We start from the raw sequence: 19,568 nt of genomic DNA on the forward strand, positions 1-19,568 counted from the left end.
ATTAACTCCTTGCCTAAAGGACTGAATCAGCCTTGTTTTTTAGTGACAGCTTCGACGATATGCGACGGAGCTACATCGTATTTTTTGAATTCCATAGAGTAGCTCGCGCGACCCTGAGACATGGAACGGACGTCGGTCGCATAACCGAACATCTCACCCAACGGAACTTCGGCGCGGATTACTTTGCCGGAGACCGTGTCTTCCATACCCAGAATCATGCCGCGACGACGATTCAAGTCGCCCATCACGTCACCCATATAGTCCTCAGGTGTAACAACCTCTACCGCCATCACCGGCTCAAGCAGCACACCACCACCTTTGGTAGCCAGCTGTTTGGTCGCCATGGAAGCAGCCACCTTGAACGCCATCTCGTTGGAGTCGACGTCGTGGTAAGAACCATCGAAAACGGTCGCCTTCAGGCCGATCAGCGGATAGCCGGCCACAACGCCGTTCTTCATCTGCTCTTCGATACCCTTCTGGATAGCCGGGATGTATTCCTTGGGAACCACACCACCAACCACTTCGTTCACGAATTGCAGACCTTCCTGACCTTCGTCAGCAGGAGCAAAACGAATCCAGCAATGACCGAACTGGCCACGACCACCGGATTGACGAACGAACTTGCCTTCGATTTCGCAGTTCTTCGTGATTTTCTCACGATAGGAAACCTGTGGCTTACCGATGTTGGCTTCGACGTTGAACTCACGGCGCATCCGGTCAACCAGGATGTCCAGGTGCAATTCGCCCATGCCAGAGATGATCGTTTGACCGGTCTCTTCATCAGTCTTGACGCGGAAAGATGGATCTTCCTGAGCAAGCTTGCCCAGAGCGATACCCATTTTTTCCTGGTCGTCCTTGGTCTTTGGCTCAACGGCAACCGAAATAACCGGCTCCGGGAAGTCCATGCGAACCAGGATGATTGGCTTGTCAGCGGTGCACAAAGTTTCGCCAGTGGTGACGTCCTTCATGCCGATCAAGGCCGCGATGTCACCAGCGCGTACTTCCTTGATTTCTTCACGGGCGTTTGCGTGCATTTGCACCATACGACCCACGCGCTCTTTCTTGCCTTTAACCGAGTTGATAACGCCGTCACCGGAGCTCAACACACCCGAGTAAACCCGGACAAAGGTCAAAGTACCCACGAATGGGTCGGTAGCGATCTTGAACGCCAGCGCCGAGAACGGTTCGCTGTCGTCTGCATGACGCTCCAGTTCGATAGTCTCGTCATCCGGGTCAGTACCCTTGATGGCAGGAATGTCGACGGGTGCCGGCAGGTAGTCGATAACAGCATCGAGAACCAGGGGAACACCCTTGTTCTTGAAGGAAGAACCGCAAACAGCCAGGACGATTTCGCCAGCGATAGTACGCTGACGCAGAGCACCCTTGATTTCCTCGATGGTGAGTTCTTCACCTTCGAGGTACTTGTTCATCAGCTCATCATTGGATTCGGCCGCGGCCTGCACCATGTTGTCACGCCACTCTTCAGCCAATTCCTGCATATCTGCAGGGATAGCCTCGCGACGAGGAACCATGCCCTTGTCAGCGTCGTCCCAGTACACAGCTTCCATGTTGATCAGATCGATCTGACCCAGGAATTTGTCTTCGGCACCGATAGCCAACTGGATAGGCACCGGGGTGTGACCCAGACGCTTTTTGATCTGTTCGATCACGCGCAGGAAGTTCGCACCAGCACGGTCCATCTTGTTTACGTAAACAAGACGTGGAACGCCGTATTTGTTGGCTTGACGCCATACGGTTTCCGACTGAGGCTCAACACCCGAGGTGCCGCAGAACACAACGACCGCGCCGTCGAGAACACGCAGGGAACGCTCAACTTCAATCGTGAAGTCAACGTGGCCCGGGGTGTCAATGACGTTGAAGCGGTACTTGTCGTACTGCTTGGACGAACCTTGCCAGAAGGTAGTGATCGCAGCAGAAGTAATGGTAATACCACGCTCCTGCTCCTGCACCATCCAGTCCGTGGTCGCGGCGCCGTCATGCACCTCGCCCATCTTGTGGTTTACGCCAGTGTAAAAAAGGACGCGCTCGGTGGTGGTGGTTTTGCCAGCATCCACGTGAGCAACGATACCAATGTTACGGTAGCGGTTAATCGGAGTAGTACGAGCCATAAAGCCCTCGCAAAATTATTGACGCTAAAATTAGAAGCGGTAGTGCGAGAAAGCCTTGTTGGCTTCAGCCATACGGTGCACGTCTTCACGCTTCTTAACTGCAGCACCTTTACCTTCAGCAGCGTCCAACAGTTCGCCAGCCAAACGCAGAGCCATAGACTTCTCGCCGCGCTTGCGGGCGAAGTCTACCAACCAGCGCATTGCCAGGGCGTTACGACGGGACGGACGAACTTCGACCGGAACCTGGTAAGTAGCACCGCCTACACGGCGCGACTTCACTTCGACCAGCGGAGCGATGGCGTCGAGAGCTTTCTCGAAGATTTCCAGGGGATCGCTGTTCTTGCGTTCTTTAACCTTGTCCAGCGCGCCATAAACGATACGCTCGGCAACGGCTTTCTTGCCGCTTTCCATCACGTGGTTCATGAACTTGGCCAGGATTTGGCTTCCGTATTTTGGATCGTCAAGCACTTCGCGCTTGGCTGCTACGCGTCTTCTTGGCATGGATAAGCCCTCAAACGGTCTTCAGGTTCGCTCGGAATCGGTGCCCTTTCGGGACGCCTCCGACCTTACTCTTATCGACTCAGAAAAATAGATAATTCAGTTTTTTTACAAAAAGCCACTACTACTTAGGCTTCTTGGTACCGTACTTCGAACGACCCTGGTTACGACCTTTAACGCCGGAAGTATCCAAGGAGCCGCGAACGGTGTGGTAACGAACACCTGGCAAGTCTTTTACACGACCGCCGCGGATCAGTACCACGCTGTGCTCTTGCAGGTTGTGGCCTTCACCGCCGATGTACGAGGAAACCTCGAAACCGTTGGTCAGACGCACACGGCATACTTTACGCAGTGCCGAGTTAGGTTTTTTCGGCGTGGTGGTATACACACGGGTGCATACGCCACGACGTTGCGGGCAGTTCTGCAGCGCAGGCACGTCGGATTTCTCGACGATACGCTTACGCGGCTGACGTACCAGCTGGTTGATAGTTGCCATCTACTAGCTCCACTGTTGTCTTGCGACGCTATTGTCTTGCAAGAAAAGCAAAATGGCAGGAACGAATTCCCGCCAAATTTAGGGGTACAAGAGTCTAAAGAGCTTCTCGTCCCCAGTCAAGGCAAGGCCCCGACCTCCCTACCCTCCCAACCTCGGGAAAAAACCCGGATTGGTCAGGCAGGGCTGCCAGGGCCCGGCGCTTATTTACCGCAGAACTCAGTTACCGCTCGAGTTCAGCGCTTCGGTCAGTGCAGCTTCCACTTCACTGGCGCTCACGCGCAACGGTTTGTCAGCATCACGGCGACGCTTGCGCTCGCTGTGATAAGCCAGACCGGTACCGGCCGGGATCAGACGACCCACGACCACGTTTTCTTTCAGGCCGCGCAGGTAATCGCGCTTGCCGGTTACCGCCGCTTCGGTCAGTACGCGAGTGGTCTCCTGGAAAGAGGCCGCCGAGATGAACGATTCGGTGGACAACGACGCCTTGGTGATACCCAGCAGAACACGAGTGAACTTGGAAACGAATTTCTCGTCCGCGCTCAAACGTTCGTTCTCGACCAGAACGTGAGTCAATTCCATCTGGTCGCCCTTGATGAAAGTGGAATCGCCAGATTCAGCGATTTCAACTTTACGCAGCATCTGACGCAGGATGGTCTCGATGTGCTTATCGTTGATCTTCACGCCTTGCAGACGGTAAACGTCCTGGATCTCGTTAACGATGTACTTGGCCAGCGCACTCACACCCAGCAGACGCAGGATGTCGTGTGGATCGCTCGGACCGTCGGAGATAACTTCGCCGCGGTTAACCTGTTCGCCTTCGAAGACGTTCAGGTGACGCCACTTCGGAATCAGCTCTTCATACGGATCGGTACCGTCGTTCGGGGTAATGACCAGACGGCGCTTGCCTTTGGTCTCTTTACCGAACGCGATGGTGCCGCTGACTTCAGCCAGAATCGAGGCTTCTTTCGGACGACGGGCTTCGAACAAGTCGGCAACACGCGGCAGACCACCGGTGATGTCACGGGTTTTCGAAGTTTCTTGCGGGATACGCGCGATAACATCACCGATCGCAACCTGCACACCATCCGCCACGCCGACCAGGGCGTTGGCTGGCAGGAAGTACTGAGCCGGTACGTCGGTACCTGGCAACAGCAGATCCTTGCCATCGACACCGACCATCTTCACGGCAGGACGAATGTCTTTACCGGCAGCTGGACGGTCTTTGGCGTCGAGTACTTCAATGTTGGTCATACCGGTCAATTCGTCAGTCTGACGCTTGATCGTGATGCCTTCTTCCATGCCCACGTAGGTCACGGTACCTTTCATTTCGGTAACGATTGGGTGAGTGTGCGGATCCCACTTGGCCACGATTGCGCCAGCGTCGACCTTGTCACCCTCTTTAACCGAAATCACGGCACCGTACGGCAGCTTGTAGCGCTCGCGCTCACGACCGTAGTCATCAGCGATCGCCAGCTCACCGGAACGGGACACAGCAACCAGGCAACCATCCACTCGCTCAACGTGCTTCAGGTTGTGCAGACGGACGGTACCGCCATTCTTCACCTGAACGCTGTCGGCCGCGGAGGTCCGGCTTGCCGCACCACCGATGTGGAACGTACGCATCGTCAGCTGGGTACCCGGCTCACCGATGGACTGGGCAGCGATAACGCCGACCGCTTCACCGATGTTCACCTGGTGACCACGAGCCAGGTCACGGCCGTAGCACTTGGCGCAAATGCCGAAGCGGGTTTCGCAGCTGATCGGCGAACGTACGATCACTTCGTCGATGCTGTTGAGTTCGATGAACTCGACCCACTTCTCATCAACCAGGGTGCCTGCAGGAACGATAACGTCCTCGGTACCTGGCTTGAATACGTCACGGGCAATGACCCGACCCAATACGCGCTCACCCAACGGCTCTACAACGTCACCGCCTTCAATGTGCGGAGTCATTACCAGGCCATGTTCGGTGCCGCAATCGATCTCGGTCACGACCAGATCCTGCGCCACGTCCACCAGACGACGAGTCAGGTAACCGGAGTTCGCAGTTTTCAACGCGGTATCCGCCAAACCTTTACGAGCACCGTGAGTGGAGATGAAGTACTGAAGTACGCTCAAACCTTCACGGAAGTTCGCAGTAATCGGCGTTTCAATGATGGAACCGTCCGGCTTGGCCATCAGGCCACGCATACCGGCGAGCTGACGGATCTGCGCAGCAGAACCCCGTGCGCCCGAGTCGGCCATCATGTACATCGAGTTGAAGGACTCCTGGTCGACTTCGACGCCGTGACGGTCGATAACCTTCTCTTTCGAGAGGTTCGACATCATCGCCTTGGAAACTTCGTCGTTCGCCTTGGACCAAAGGTCGATCACTTTGTTGTACTTCTCGCCCTGGGTTACCAGGCCGGAGGCGTACTGACTTTCGATCTCTTTCACTTCATCGGTAGCAGCACCGATGATGGCCGCTTTCTCATCCGGGATAACGAAGTCGTTAACACCGATGGAAACGCCGGAAATGGTCGAATAGGCAAAACCGGTGTACATCAACTGGTCAGCGAAGATCACGGTCTCTTTCAAACCAACCACGCGGTAGCACTGGTTGATCAGCTTGGAGATCGCCTTTTTCTTCATCGGCTGGTTGACCACGTCGTACGACAGGCCTGGTGGAACGACCTGGAACAACAGCGCACGGCCGACAGTGGTGTCGACGATACGGGTGTTCTTGACGCTGCCGCCATCACGATCGTTGACGGTTTCGTTGATCCGCACTTTGACCTTGGCGTGCAGTGCGGCTTCGCCGGCACGGAACACACGGTCAACTTCCTGCAGATCCGCGAACACCCGACCTTCGCCCTTGGCGTTGATCGCTTCACGAGTCATGTAGTACAGACCCAATACAACGTCCTGCGACGGAACGATGATTGGCTCACCGTTGGCTGGCGACAGGATGTTGTTGGTCGACATCATCAACGCACGCGCTTCCAACTGGGCTTCCAGTGTCAGCGGTACGTGCACGGCCATTTGGTCGCCGTCGAAGTCGGCGTTGTACGCAGCACAGACCAGAGGGTGCAGCTGGATAGCCTTACCTTCGATCAGTACCGGTTCAAACGCCTGGATACCCAGACGGTGAAGGGTCGGTGCACGGTTGAGGAGAACCGGGTGTTCGCGAATCACTTCAGCGAGAACGTCCCAGACCTCTGGCAGTTCGCGCTCGACCATCTTCTTGGCCGCTTTGATGGTGGTCGCGAGACCACGCATTTCCAGCTTGCCGAAGATGAACGGTTTGAACAGCTCGAGTGCCATTTTTTTCGGCAGACCGCACTGGTGCAGACGCAGGGTCGGACCTACGGTAATTACCGAACGACCGGAGTAGTCAACACGCTTACCGAGCAAGTTCTGACGGAAACGACCCTGCTTACCCTTGATCATGTCAGCCAGGGATTTCAGAGGACGCTTGTTGGAACCTGTGATAGCGCGGCCACGACGACCGTTGTCGAGCAGTGCATCGACGGCTTCCTGCAACATACGCTTTTCGTTGCGCACGATGATGTCCGGAGCGGACAGATCGAGCAGACGCTTCAAGCGGTTGTTACGGTTGATCACTCGACGATACAGATCGTTGAGGTCGGAAGTCGCGAAGCGACCGCCATCCAGCGGGACCAGTGGACGCAGATCTGGCGGCAGAACCGGCAGAACGGTCAGCACCATCCACTCTGGCAGGTTGCCGGAACCCTGGAAGGCTTCCATCAACTTCAGACGCTTGGACAGCTTCTTGATTTTGGTTTCGGAGTTGGTTTGCGGAATTTCTTCGCGCAGACGGCCAATCTCGTGTTCCAGGTCGATAGCGTGCAGCAGTTCACGAACGGCTTCGGCACCCATGCGGGCATCGAAATCGTCGCCGAACTCTTCCAGCGCTTCGAAGTACTGCTCGTCGTTGAGCAGCTGACCTTTTTCAAGGGTGGTCATGCCTGGATCGATAACGACATAGCTCTCGAAGTAGAGAACGCGTTCGATATCACGCAGGGTCATGTCCATCAGCAGGCCGATACGGGACGGCAGCGATTTCAGGAACCAGATGTGGGCAACTGGCGAAGCCAGTTCGATGTGCGCCATGCGCTCACGACGAACTTTGGCCAGCGCGACTTCAACGCCGCACTTCTCGCAGATCACACCACGGTGCTTCAAGCGCTTGTACTTACCGCACAGGCACTCGTAATCCTTTACCGGGCCAAAGATCTTGGCGCAGAACAGACCGTCACGCTCAGGTTTGAACGTACGGTAGTTGATGGTTTCCGGCTTTTTAACTTCACCGAACGACCACGAACGGATCATCTCAGGCGATGCCAATCCAATACGGATGGCGTCGAACTCTTCGACTTGACCCTGGTTTTTCAGCAAATTCAGTAGGTCTTTCAAGGCCTTTCCTCCTGGCGGAGCAGAGAGCGGGCAATCCTGCCCCGCTCTCGATTCGCGTCACGTGTTATTCGGTTTCCAGATCGATATCGATGCCGAGGGAACGAATTTCCTTGATCAACACGTTGAAGGACTCGGGCATGCCCGGCTCCATACGGTGATCGCCGTCCACGATGTTTTTGTACATCTTGGTCCGGCCGTTCACATCGTCCGACTTCACTGTGAGCATTTCTTGCAGAGTGTATGCAGCACCGTATGCTTCCAGTGCCCAGACCTCCATCTCCCCGAAACGCTGACCACCGAACTGCGCCTTACCACCCAGCGGCTGCTGGGTAACCAGGCTGTACGAACCGGTAGAACGAGCGTGCATCTTGTCGTCTACCAAGTGGTTCAGCTTCAGCATGTACATGTAGCCAACAGTAACCGGGCGCTCGAACTTGTTGCCGGTACGGCCGTCGGTCAGCTGCATCTGGCCGCTTTCTGGCAGGTCCGCCAGTTTCAGCATGGCCTTGATTTCGCTTTCCTTGGCACCGTCGAACACTGGAGTGGCCATTGGAACGCCGCCACGCAGGTTCTTCGCCAGATCCAGGATTTCCTGGTCGGAGAAGCTGTCCAGATCTTCGTTGCGACCGCCGATCTCGTTGTAGATCTCGTGCAGGAACTTGCGCAGATCGGCAACTTTACGCTGCTCTTCGATCATGCGGTTGATCTTCTCGCCCAGACCTTTGGCCGCGAGGCCCAGGTGGGTTTCAAGGATCTGACCAACGTTCATACGCGAAGGTACGCCCAACGGGTTGAGGACGACGTCGACCGGGGTGCCATTGGCATCGTGCGGCATGTCTTCAACCGGCATGATCACGGAGACCACACCTTTGTTACCGTGACGACCGGCCATCTTGTCGCCCGGCTGGATGCGACGACGGATTGCCAGGTAAACCTTGACGATTTTCAGCACGCCTGGAGCCAGGTCATCGCCCTGCTGCAGTTTGCGCTTCTTGTCTTCGAACTTGTCGTCCAGCAGACGGCGGCGATCAATGATGTAGGCCTGAGCCTTCTCGAGCTGCTCGTTCAACGCATCTTCAGCCATGCGCAGTTTGAACCACTGACCATGCTCAAGACCGTCGAGAACTTCGTCGGTGATTTCCTGACCTTTCTTCAGGCCGGCGCCGCCTTCGGCTTTGCGGCCGACCAGAGCGGAACGCAGACGTTCGAAAGTCGCGCCTTCAACGATACGGAACTCTTCGTTCAGATCCTTGCGGATCTCGTCGAGCTGAGTCTTCTCGATCGACAGTGCACGAGCATCACGCTCGACGCCGTCGCGGGTGAAGACCTGTACGTCGATGACGGTACCCTTGGTGCCGGTAGGCACGCGCAGGGAGGTGTCTTTAACGTCGCTGGCTTTTTCACCGAAGATGGCACGCAACAGCTTTTCTTCCGGAGTCAGCTGGGTCTCGCCTTTCGGAGTGACCTTACCGACCAGAATGTCGCCTGCGCCAACTTCAGCACCTACGTAAACGATACCGGCTTCGTCCAGCTTGTTCAGTGCAGCTTCACCCACGTTCGGGATGTCTGCAGTGATTTCCTCTGGCCCAAGCTTGGTGTCACGCGCCACACAGGTCAGTTCCTGGATGTGGATCGTGGTGAAGCGATCTTCCTGAACAACACGTTCGGACAGGCAGATGGAGTCTTCGAAGTTGTAACCGTTCCAGGCCATGAACGCGATGCGCATGTTCTGACCCAAAGCCAGCTCACCCATGTCGGTGGATGGACCATCCGCCATGATGTCGCTGCGCTGAACCCGATCACCCTTGCGAACCAGCGGACGCTGGTTGATGCAGGTGTTCTGGTTGGAGCGGGTGTACTTGGTCAGGTTGTAGATGTCGACACCAGCTTCGCCGGTTTCAACTTCGTCATCAGCAACACGAACCACGATACGGCTGGCATCGACGGAATCGATCACACCGCCACGACGAGCCACGACGCAAACGCCGGAGTCACGGGCAACGTTACGCTCCATGCCGGTACCGACCAGCGGCTTGTCGGCACGCAGGGTCGGTACAGCCTGACGCTGCATGTTCGAACCCATCAACGCACGGTTGGCGTCATCGTGCTCGAGGAACGGGATCAGCGACGCAGCCACCGAAACAACCTGTTTCGGCGAAACGTCCATCAAGGTGACGTCTTCCGGCGCCTTGACGGTGAACTCGTTCAAGTGACGAACAGCTACCAGTTCGTCGATCAGCATTTTCTTGTCGTTCATCGTGGCCGAAGCCTGAGCGATCACGTGATCGGCTTCTTCGATGGCGGACAGGAACACGATCTCGTCGGTGACCAGAGCGTCTTTCACCACACGGTACGGGCTTTCGAGGAAGCCGTACTGGTTGGTACGCGCATAGGCGGCCAGGGAGTTGATCAGACCGATGTTCGGACCTTCCGGCGTTTCAATCGGGCATACACGACCGTAGTGAGTCGGGTGTACGTCACGAACTTCGAAGCCGGCGCGCTCACGAGTCAAACCGCCAGGGCCGAGTGCAGAAACACGACGCTTGTGGGTGATCTCGGACAGCGGGTTGTTCTGGTCCATGAACTGGGAAAGCTGGCTGGAACCGAAGAACTCTTTCACCGCCGCAGCCACAGGCTTGGCGTTGATCAGGTCTTGCGGCATCAGGCCTTCGCTTTCAGCCATCGACAGACGCTCTTTGACCGCACGCTCAACACGTACCAGGCCAACGCGGAACTGGTTCTCGGCCATTTCGCCTACGCAGCGAACACGACGGTTACCCAGGTGGTCGATGTCATCGACGATGCCTTTACCGTTACGGATGTCGACCAGAGTCTTCAGAACCGCGACGATGTCTTCCTTGCACAACACGCCCGAACCTTCGATCTCGGTACGACCGATACGACGGTTGAACTTCATCCGGCCGACCGCAGACAGGTCATAGCGCTCAGGGCTGAAGAACAGGTTGTTGAACAGGGTTTCGGCGGCGTCTTTGGTTGGTGGCTCGCCAGGACGCATCATGCGATAGATCTCGACCAGCGCTTCCAATTGGTTGCTGGTGGAGTCGATCTTCAGCGTGTCGGAGACGAACGGACCGCAGTCGATATCGTTGGTGTACAGCGTCTCGATGCGAACGACCTGAGCCTTGGCGATTTTTGCCAGGATCTCGGTGTTCAGCTCGGTATTGCACTCAGCCAGGATTTCGCCGGTTGCCGGATGCACGATGACCTTGGCGGTAGTGCGACCCAGAACGTATTCCAGGGGCATAACCAACTCTTTGATCCCGGCTTTTTCCAGCTGGTTGATGTGGCGAGCGGTGATACGACGACCCTGCTCGACAATAACCTTGCCTTTGTCATCGAGGATGTCGATGACAGCGATCTCGCCACGCAGGCGCTGAGGCACCAGTTCCAGGTTGAGGGTTTCACCGCTCACATGGAAAACGTTGGTGGTGTAGAACGCGTCGAGCACTTGTTCAGTGGTGTAGCCGAGCGCACGCAGCAGCACCGATGCAGGCAGCTTGCGACGACGGTCGATACGCACGAACACGCAGTCTTTCGGGTCGAACTCGAAGTCCAGCCACGAACCGCGGTAAGGGATGATACGCGCGGAGTACAGCAGTTTACCGGAGCTGTGCGTCTTGCCGCGGTCGTGGTCGAAGAACACGCCCGGGGAACGGTGCAACTGGGAAACGATTACGCGCTCGGTACCGTTGATTACAAAGGTGCCGTTCTCAGTCATCAGGGGGATTTCACCCATGTAGACTTCTTGCTCTTTGATGTCCTTGATCGCTTTGTTCGACGATTCTTTGTCGAAAATGATCAGACGGACTTTTACCCGCAAAGGTACGGCGTACGTGACACCGCGCAGCACGCATTCTTTCACATCAAATGCCGGTTCGCCCAGGCGATAACCGACGTACTCCAGCGCAGCATTGCCGGAGTAGCTGATGATCGGGAAAACGGATTTGAAGGCCGCATGCAGGCCCACGTCGCGGAACTGATCTTTAGTCGCTCCCGCCTGCAAGAATTCACGATACGAATCCAGCTGGATTGCCAGGAGATACGGCACATCCATGACGTCCGGCAACTTGCTAAAGTCCTTGCGGATACGTTTTTTCTCAGTATATGAGTAAGCCATCAGCGTTCCCCAGCTTGGTCACCTGCTTGTTTGGCCCCTCCCGACGGGAGCAGCCAGAAAATCTTGCAAACCCCATGGTTTGCGCCACCGCATCGGGTGGTTACAGCGCGTTAGAGGCGACGACCGAGTCGATTGCCAATAACGGAAAAAGGCCGGTGGCAAGAGCCACCAGCCATCAGCCTTCCGCTTATCGCTTGGGCTGGAAACGCAAAGTCGATGCTTACTTCAGCTCGACTTTAGCGCCTGCTTCTTCCAAGGCAGCCTTGGCTTTGTCAGCGGCATCTTTCGATACGCCTTCCAGAACGATGCCAGGAGCGCCGTCAACTACAGCCTTGGCTTCTTTCAAGCCCAGACCGGTCAGTTCACGTACAGCCTTGATCACGTTAACTTTCTTCTCGCCAGTTTCGGTCAGCATGACGTTGAATTCAGTTTGTTCTTCAACAACGGCAGCAACGGCAGCTGGACCGGCGGAAGCAGCGGCAGCGGAAACGCCGAACTTCTCTTCCATGGCCTTGATCAGCTCAACGATTTCCAGAACGGATTTTTCGCCGATTGCTTCGATGATTTGGTCGTTAGTCAGAGACATGACTATAAATTCCTGTATTGGGGTGACGGCCTACGCGGCCATCGAAATAAACAATAAACGCTGAAAGGAGTCGCTCAGCCTCAGGCTGCGGCAGCTTCTTTCTGGTCGCGAAGAGCCGCCAGAGTACGAGCCAACTTGCTGGTAGCGCCTTGAATCACGCTCATCAGCTGAGAAATTGCTTCGTCACGGGTCGGCAGAGTTGCCAGTACGTCGATCTGGTTAGCCGCGAGGTAGTTACCCTCGAACGCAGCTGCCTTGATCTCGAACTTATCCTGACCTTTGGCAAATTCCTTGAACAAACGGGCAGCAGCGCCGGGGTGTTCGTTGGAGAATGCAATCAAGGTCGGGCCGGTGAACACGGTGTTGAGCACGTCATATTGAGTGCCAGCAACAGCGCGTTTTAGCAGGGTGTTACGTACAACACGTACGTAAACGCCAGCTTCACGAGCCTCTTTACGGAGTCCGGTCATAGCGCCTACTGTTACGCCACGGGCATCAGCCACGACAGCGGACAGAGCAACTTGGGCAGCCTTGTTGACTTCAGCGACGATGGCCTTCTTGTCTTCAAGTTTAATTGCCACGGGAAAAACTCCTGCTTGTTACCGTTTCATCCAACCGAAGCCGGATGTCGTTTTGGTGTCTGATTCGGTAAGGAACCGGGAGCACCATCTGCGTAGGCTTGAGGTTTAAGACTCGCGTCGCCTACGGTCTTGGATAGCCCCCGCCAGGCAGGGACCCCAATCTTTCAATTGGCGCAATCGCTTGCGCCAACCTGTGTCTTATACGTCCAGCGAGCCTTGGTCGATGACCAGACCTGGGCCCATAGTGGTGCTCAGGGTAACGCGCTTGACGTAGATACCTTTCGAAGAAGCTGGCTTGATACGCTTCAGATCAGCGATCAGGGCTTCAACGTTTTCCTTCAGCTTGACGGCGTCGAAACCGACCTTGCCAACGGAAGTGTGAATGATGCCGTTTTTGTCGGTGCGATAACGAACCTGACCAGCCTTGGCATTTTTAACCGCGGTAGCGACGTCCGGAGTCACGGTGCCGACTTTCGGGTTAGGCATCAGGCCACGTGGACCGAGGATCTGACCCAACTGACCGACAACGCGCATTGCATCCGGGGATGCGATAACGACGTCATAGTTCAGGTCGCCGCCTTTCATTTCGGCAGCCAGGTCGTCCATGCCTACGCGATCAGCGCCGGCGGCCAGAGCTGCTTCAGCAGCTGGGCCCTGGGTGAACACAGCAACGCGAACGGTCTTGCCAGTGCCGTGTGGCAGCACAGTAGCGCTACGAACGACCTGGTCGGATTTACGCGGGTCAACACCCAGGTTTACAGCGATATCAACCGATTCGCTGAACTTGACAGTCGACAGCTCGGTCAGCAGTGCAGCGGCGTCTACAAAGTTGTAGGCCTTGCCTGCTTCGATTTTGCCGGCGATAGCCTTTTGGCGCTTGGTCAGCTTAGCCATTACACACCCTCCACGTTAAGGCCCATGCTACGAGCAGAACCGGCGATAGTACGCACGGCTGCATCCATATCAGCTGCAGTCAGATCCGCGTTTTTGGTTTTCGCGATTTCTTCCAGCTGAGCACGAGTCACAGTGCCAACCTTAACGGTGTTCGGACGAGCGGAACCGCTAGTCAAACCAGCAGCCTTCTTCAGCAGAACCGAAGCCGGGGTGCTTTTCGTTTCGAAAGTGAAGCTACGGTCGCTGTAGACAGTGATGATCACTGGAGTCGGCAGACCTGGCTCAATACCCTGAGTACGGGCGTTGAAAGCCTTGCAGAATTCCATGATGTTCACGCCGTGCTGACCCAGAGCAGGACCAACAGGTGGGCTTGGGTTAGCCTGAGCGGCCTTCACTTGCAGCTTGATGTAAGCGGTAATCTTCTTGGCCATGAGGCACTCCAATTACGGGTTCGAACGCCTCGAAAGGCTCCCCGGTTACTTGCGCGTTTATCCCAGTGACGACAAAACCCCACAGCCTTAGGCTGCGGGGTATGGGATGCTTGTTCAGTTATGCCTTTTCGACCTGACTGAACTCTAGCTCTACCGGAGTAGAGCGACCGAAAATAAGCACAGCCACTTGGATCCGGCTCTTTTCGTAGTTAACTTCTTCGACCGTGCCATTGAAATCGGCAAACGGACCGTCGGTGACACGTACCACTTCACCCGGCTCGAACAGCGTTTTCGGTTTCGGCTTGTCGCTACCGTCAGCAACGCGACGCAGAATTGCTTCCGCCTCTTTGTCGGTGATGGCCGCAGGCTTGTCAGCGGTACCGCCGATGAAGCCCATGACGCGAGGAGTGTCCTTGACCAAGTGCCAAGTACCCTCATTCATATCCATCTGTACCAGCACATAACCTGGGAAGAACTTGCGTTCGCTTTTGCGCTTCTGGCCATTACGCATTTCAACCACTTCTTCAGTGGGAACCAGAATTTCGCCGAAGCCTTCTTCCATGCCAGCCAGCTTTACACGCTCCATCAACGAGCGCATGACATGCTTCTCGTAACCCGAGTAAGCATGCACAACGTACCAACGCTTAGCCACGGGACACCCTTAGCCAACAATCAAGGAAACAAGCCAGCCGAGCAGGGAATCGAGCCCCCACAACAGCAACGCCATAACCAGGACAACAGCCACTACAATCAACGTGGTCTGCGTGGTTTCTTGGCGAGTTGGCCATACGACTTTACGGATTTCGGTGCGAGCTTCCTTAGCGAGTACAAAGAAAGACTTGCCCTTGGCAGTCTGCAGGCCTACAAAAGCAGCTACAGCCGCAATGACAAGCAAAGCGAGTACACGATACAGGATCGGCGAAGATGAGTAATACTGATTACCCACAACACCAACAACCACCAAAGCGACCACTACAAGCCACTTGAGTAGATCGAAGCGAGAACCTTGAGCTTCAGCCTTGGGAGTCATCTAAAAAAATCCTGTGAAAAGAAAGCCAGACACACCGAGTGAATCTGGCAGGTCAGGAGGGAATCGAACCCCCAACCTACGGTTTTGGAGACCGTCGCTCTGCCAATTGAGCTACTGACCTAAAAACAAAATCAGGCCGACCATTATGTCGGCCCGACAGAGATACTTCAACAACTTACTCGATAACTTTTGCCACGACACCCGCACCGACGGTACGACCGCCCTCGCGAATGGCGAAACGCAGGCCATCTTCCATTGCGATGGTCTTGATCAGGGTAACGGTCATCTGAACGTTATCACCTGGCATTACCATCTCAACGCCTTCTGGCAGCTCACAGTTACCAGTCACATCAGTCGTACGGAAGTAGAACTGTGGACGGTAGCCCTTGAAGAACGGAGTATGACGCCCGCCTTCTTCCTTGCTCAGAACATAAACTTCAGCAACGAACTTGGTATGCGGCTTGACGCTACCCGGCTTGACCAGTACCTGGCCGCGCTCGACATCGTCACGCTTGGTGCCGCGCAGCAACACACCGCAGTTTTCGCCTGCACGACCTTCGTCGAGCAGCTTGCGGAACATCTCGACACCCGTACAGGTGGTCTTGATGGTGTCACGCAGACCGACAATTTCGATCTCTTCCTGAATCTTTACAATGCCACGCTCGATACGACCGGTTACCACAGTGCCACGACCGGAGATCGAGAACACATCTTCGATCGGCATCAGGAACGGCTTGTCGATAGCGCGAACCGGCTCTGGAATGTAGCTATCCAGAGTCTCGACCAGCTTACGAACGGCACTGGTGCCCATTTCGTTATCGTCCTGGCCGTTCAGAGCCATCAGCGCGGAGCCGATGATGATCGGAGTGTCGTCACCCGGGAAATCGTAAGTGCTCAGCAGATCGCGCACTTCCATTTCAACCAGTTCGAGCAGCTCGGCATCATCAACCATGTCAGCCTTGTTCAGGAAGACAACGATGTACGGAACACCTACCTGACGCGACAACAGAATGTGCTCACGGGTTTGCGGCATCGGACCATCAGCGGCCGAGCAAACCAGAATCGCACCATCCATCTGCGCAGCACCGGTGATCATGTTCTTCACATAGTCAGCGTGACCTGGGCAGTCGACGTGTGCGTAGTGACGCACGGCCGAATCGTATTCAACGTGAGCGGTGTTGATGGTAATGCCACGAGCTTTCTCTTCCGGGGCGCTATCGATTTTGTCGAAGTCAACCTTCGCACTACCGAAAACTTCGGAACAAACGCGAGTCAGAGCTGCAGTCAGGGTGGTTTTACCGTGGTCGACGTGACCAATGGTACCAACGTTAACGTGCGGCTTTTTACGTTCGAACTTTTCCTTAGCCATCGAAATCACCCTCAGGAGAAGAATTAAGCAAGTCACACTACCCATTAAAACAAAGGCAGATATTTTCATATCTGCCTTGTTATATGGAGCTCTTGAGCGGATTTGAACCGCTGACCTCACCCTTACCAAGGGTGTGCTCTACCAACTGAGCTACAAGAGCGAAACACATTGCACAACCTGAAAACCTGGAGCGGGTAGCGGGAATCGAACCCGCATCATCAGCTTGGAAGGCTGAGGTTCTACCACTAAACTATACCCGCGGAGCTTTCAGCTCGCGCTAAATTGGTGGAGGGGGAAGGATTCGAACCTTCGAAGTCGTAGACGTCAGATTTACAGTCTGATCCCTTTGGCCGCTCGGGAACCCCTCCTAAGCGAGGCAGCATTCTATATCATGCTGCCCTTCTGTCAAGCATTTTCTCATTAAAAACCTGAGGTTAGCTGCGTTGACCTCGCTTTGCACCGTTGACCGCTAAAGGTCTTCACTGCGAAGCGGGCGCCATTCTATGCAAACTATTCGACAGTTGCAATGCCTTCGCACGGCATTATTTTATGTTTTAACTCATTGAATTCTTTAGCAAGGTTTTGCAGCAGCAGATCATTGGCCAAATGCCGGCTTTCCGGCGCCACGCGCAACCAAAAACCGCTGTCGTCTGCGCGTGCCGGCTGCTGTGGCCGAGTCCTGATATCAAGCCCGCTCAAGCGCTGCTCAAGCTCCCGGACCTTCTCCTGACGAGCAAACCCTCCGACATACAGGCAATTGCTGTCCGCGCCGGCCGCCTTGGCCTTGTTAAGCTTTGCCAGAGCATCGTCCGACTCCGTCAGCAAGCGGATATCCTGCTGCGAACCGCGATACAGGGCCAGCGGCGTCACGTCCTTCGCTCGCAAGGGTGCTTCCTGTTGATGCCAGACGTAATAGACCCCATTGAGAACCAGCAACAATAGAAACAACCAACGCATAAGAACCTCAAGACAAAGGACACGCCATAGCCAAGCCGACAAATACAAGATCCGGAACAACCCTGGCCCCAGGCACTACCTCGGACACCAGACCCGCATCACCACCCGTGAGAAACACCACAAAATCCTCACCCCAGTAGCTGCGCGCCAACTCCAGCTGAGTCAGGACAAACCCCCTGAGCATCAACGAGCATCCGCGCTCGACCGCCTCAACCGTTGTAACACCCGGAACCAGTTTTTCCAGGGCACGCTCGGCCGCCAGGTCGTCATAGCGGATTCGCCGCGTATGGGTGCGCAACTGATTGCGCATCAGCGGCATTCCCGGACAGATGAAGCCTCCCAGGTGCTCACCGTCGGCAGCAATGAAGTCCGCTGTCACCGCGGTTCCGAAATCGAGCACCAGGCAGGCTCCAGAGGCGAGGTGGAAGCCTCCGAGCATCGCGAGCCAGCGATCCAGTCCCAGCCTTTCGTAATCCTCGTAGCCATTACGAACCCCTGCCATCTCACGAGCCGGCAGCGCGCGCGCAATAGATACGCCAAACTCCTCGACCAACGAAGACACCAGCACAGCGGTTTCTTCGTTAGTCCGGACACTGACCAGCCTACAGTGCTTGAGAGCCAGGCCATCAAGCCCATGCAAGCTTTCCAGCAAGGCAAGATCCGAATCAACCACGCCCTCGGCAAACATACGAGCGGCACCAGCATGAAGCACGCGCCATTTGATGAAGCTGTTACCGCAGTCAAGCTCAAGAATCATTACGCAACCTCAGACTGAGCTCACCACCACTGAAGACTTTTTCCACATCGCCTACCTTCAAGCGCAGTGCGCCTTGCCGATTGATACCCATTACAACGCCATCAATCCGGTTAACTCCAGCAATCAAGGAAACCGCGCGTCCTTGCCACAGATGGTTCTGCTCCCATTCCGCCTGGATAGCCGCAAATCCTGACTCCTGATGGCGAATCAAATAGGCCTGGAGCATGTCTCCCAAGTGAGCCACCAGCAGGTTGCGATCAAAGGCCTTGCCCGTCTCGAGCCGTACTGACGTCCATTGCTGATCGACTTCTTCGGTCATCTGCATATTCACATTAATCCCGACACCCAGCACGACATGACAGACATCCGCCGGGTCCCCGACCAATTCCAGCAAAATCCCGGCGATTTTCTTTTGACCGACCAGGACATCATTCGGCCACTTCAAACCCGCACCAGAGATCCCCAACTCTTGCAGGGTGCGCATTACCGCCAACCCTACAACCAGGCTGAGCCCCTCCAGTTGGCGCATCCCACCCTCAATGCGCAGCACCAGGCTGTAATAGACATTTTCGGCAAACGGACTTACCCACTTGCGACCACGTCGACCCCGGCCGGCAGTCTGCCGCTCGGCCAACACCAGGAACGGCGGGGCCATCCCGCGCTCTATGGAGCGCAAGGCTTGTGCATTAGTGGAATCGATGGAATCAAAGACCAGAACAGGCCAGGCACAAGCGGCCGAATGCTCGCTGATTTCGGCAGCACTCAGCAACGTAAGTGGCGCGGCCAGCTGATAACCGCGGCCACGGACCTTATGAATGGACAAACCCAGCTCAATTTCCAGCTGCTGCAGTTGCTTCCACACAGCACTGCGACTGATGCCCAAAGCAGCACCGAGCGCCTGCCCGGAATGGAATCGGCCATCCTTCAGAAGCTTCAACAACGTCAGCATGCAAGTCTCGCCTCACAATAAGGCACGCATGATAGCGATGACTCGAGCTGCAAGCTACAAGCCGCAAGAACTGAAGCAGTTGCAAGCAGCAAGCGAGGGATGGCGATCTCGAAATCGCTATCGCGAGCAATCGAGCGTCGACCGGCTGCTCCTACAAATCGCGCGCAAAAACAAAACCCCTACCTGCATACGCAGATAGGGGTTTCGGAATTTAATCTTGACGATGACCTACTCTCACATGGGGAAACCCCACACTACCATCGGCGATGCATCGTTTCACTGCTGAGTTCGGGATGGGATCAGGTGGTTCCAATGCTCTATGGTCGTCAAGAAATTC

At 55.6% G+C, this 19,568-nt stretch carries 15 protein-coding genes, 4 tRNA genes and 1 rRNA gene; all 20 read right to left on the reverse strand.

Going from position 1 to position 19,568, the window contains the following annotated elements; translation table 11 throughout:
• Positions 1 to 26: 26 nt before the first annotated feature.
• Positions 27 to 2,129 carry an elongation factor G gene (gene fusA / locus F8N21_RS15465; RefSeq protein ID WP_150642944.1) on the reverse strand — a complete coding sequence of 701 codons (2,103 nt, stop codon included), beginning with the start codon at positions 2,127 to 2,129 and terminating at the stop codon, positions 27 to 29.
• 30 nt (positions 2,130 to 2,159) lie between these two features.
• A complete protein-coding gene (gene rpsG / locus F8N21_RS15470; RefSeq protein ID WP_010490886.1) occupies positions 2,160 to 2,630 on the reverse strand; it encodes a 30S ribosomal protein S7 in 471 nt (156 codons plus the stop codon).
• A gap of 121 nt (positions 2,631 to 2,751) precedes the next feature.
• On the reverse strand, positions 2,752 to 3,123 hold the full coding sequence (gene rpsL / locus F8N21_RS15475; RefSeq protein WP_002555494.1) for a 30S ribosomal protein S12: 372 nt from the start codon (positions 3,121 to 3,123) through the stop codon (positions 2,752 to 2,754).
• Between the two features lie 216 nt (positions 3,124 to 3,339).
• Positions 3,340 to 7,539 carry a DNA-directed RNA polymerase subunit beta' gene (gene rpoC / locus F8N21_RS15480; RefSeq protein ID WP_150642945.1) on the reverse strand — a complete coding sequence of 1,400 codons (4,200 nt, stop codon included), beginning with the start codon at positions 7,537 to 7,539 and terminating at the stop codon, positions 3,340 to 3,342.
• A 64-nt stretch (positions 7,540 to 7,603) separates the two neighbouring features.
• Entirely contained in the window at positions 7,604 to 11,677 is a 4,074-nt protein-coding gene (gene rpoB / locus F8N21_RS15485) for a DNA-directed RNA polymerase subunit beta (RefSeq protein WP_150642946.1), read from the reverse strand.
• Positions 11,678 to 11,897: 220 nt separating this feature from the next.
• Positions 11,898 to 12,263: a 50S ribosomal protein L7/L12 gene (gene rplL / locus F8N21_RS15490; RefSeq protein ID WP_150642947.1), complete on the reverse strand. Its 366-nt coding sequence runs from the start codon at positions 12,261 to 12,263 to the stop codon at positions 11,898 to 11,900.
• A gap of 80 nt (positions 12,264 to 12,343) precedes the next feature.
• A complete protein-coding gene (rplJ, locus tag F8N21_RS15495; RefSeq protein ID WP_150642948.1) occupies positions 12,344 to 12,844 on the reverse strand; it encodes a 50S ribosomal protein L10 in 501 nt (166 codons plus the stop codon).
• 198 nt (positions 12,845 to 13,042) lie between these two features.
• Complete coding sequence (gene rplA / locus F8N21_RS15500; RefSeq protein WP_150642949.1) at positions 13,043 to 13,738, reverse strand: 50S ribosomal protein L1; 696 nt, start codon at positions 13,736 to 13,738, stop codon at positions 13,043 to 13,045.
• Entirely contained in the window at positions 13,738 to 14,169 is a 432-nt protein-coding gene (gene rplK, locus F8N21_RS15505; RefSeq protein ID WP_003210097.1) for a 50S ribosomal protein L11, read from the reverse strand. The genes rplA and rplK overlap by 1 nt, the downstream gene beginning before the upstream one ends.
• 118 nt (positions 14,170 to 14,287) lie before the next feature.
• Positions 14,288 to 14,821 (reverse strand): transcription termination/antitermination protein NusG, encoded by a 534-nt coding sequence (nusG, locus tag F8N21_RS15510; RefSeq protein ID WP_150642950.1) that lies wholly within the window; start codon positions 14,819 to 14,821, stop codon positions 14,288 to 14,290.
• 9 nt (positions 14,822 to 14,830) lie between these two features.
• Positions 14,831 to 15,199 carry a preprotein translocase subunit SecE gene (gene secE / locus F8N21_RS15515; protein WP_150642951.1) on the reverse strand — a complete coding sequence of 123 codons (369 nt, stop codon included), beginning with the start codon at positions 15,197 to 15,199 and terminating at the stop codon, positions 14,831 to 14,833.
• Positions 15,200 to 15,244: 45 nt separating this feature from the next.
• Positions 15,245 to 15,320 (reverse strand) — tRNA-Trp (locus tag F8N21_RS15520).
• Between the two features lie 54 nt (positions 15,321 to 15,374).
• Entirely contained in the window at positions 15,375 to 16,568 is a 1,194-nt protein-coding gene (gene tuf / locus F8N21_RS15525; protein WP_150642952.1) for an elongation factor Tu, read from the reverse strand.
• An 84-nt stretch (positions 16,569 to 16,652) separates the two neighbouring features.
• Positions 16,653 to 16,728: transfer RNA gene (locus tag F8N21_RS15530), tRNA-Thr, on the reverse strand.
• A 26-nt stretch (positions 16,729 to 16,754) separates the two neighbouring features.
• Positions 16,755 to 16,828: transfer RNA gene (locus F8N21_RS15535), tRNA-Gly, on the reverse strand.
• A gap of 23 nt (positions 16,829 to 16,851) precedes the next feature.
• A tRNA-Tyr gene (locus tag F8N21_RS15540) sits at positions 16,852 to 16,936 on the reverse strand.
• 142 nt (positions 16,937 to 17,078) lie between these two features.
• Entirely contained in the window at positions 17,079 to 17,525 is a 447-nt protein-coding gene (locus tag F8N21_RS15545; protein ID WP_150642953.1) for a hypothetical protein, read from the reverse strand.
• Between the two features lie 7 nt (positions 17,526 to 17,532).
• Positions 17,533 to 18,282, reverse strand: a complete 750-nt coding sequence (locus tag F8N21_RS15550) for a pantothenate kinase (protein WP_150642954.1) — start codon at positions 18,280 to 18,282, stop codon at positions 17,533 to 17,535.
• Positions 18,272 to 19,231, reverse strand: a complete 960-nt coding sequence (birA, locus tag F8N21_RS15555) for a bifunctional biotin--[acetyl-CoA-carboxylase] ligase/biotin operon repressor BirA (RefSeq protein ID WP_150642955.1) — start codon at positions 19,229 to 19,231, stop codon at positions 18,272 to 18,274. The genes F8N21_RS15550 and birA overlap by 11 nt, the downstream gene beginning before the upstream one ends.
• 215 nt (positions 19,232 to 19,446) lie before the next feature.
• A 5S ribosomal RNA gene (gene rrf, locus F8N21_RS15560) occupies positions 19,447 to 19,562 on the reverse strand.
• Positions 19,563 to 19,568: the final 6 nt, after the last annotated feature.

Origin of the sequence: Pseudomonas fluorescens (assembly GCF_902497895.1) — a bacterium.
Lineage (GTDB): Bacteria > Pseudomonadota > Gammaproteobacteria > Pseudomonadales > Pseudomonadaceae > Aquipseudomonas > Aquipseudomonas fluorescens_BP.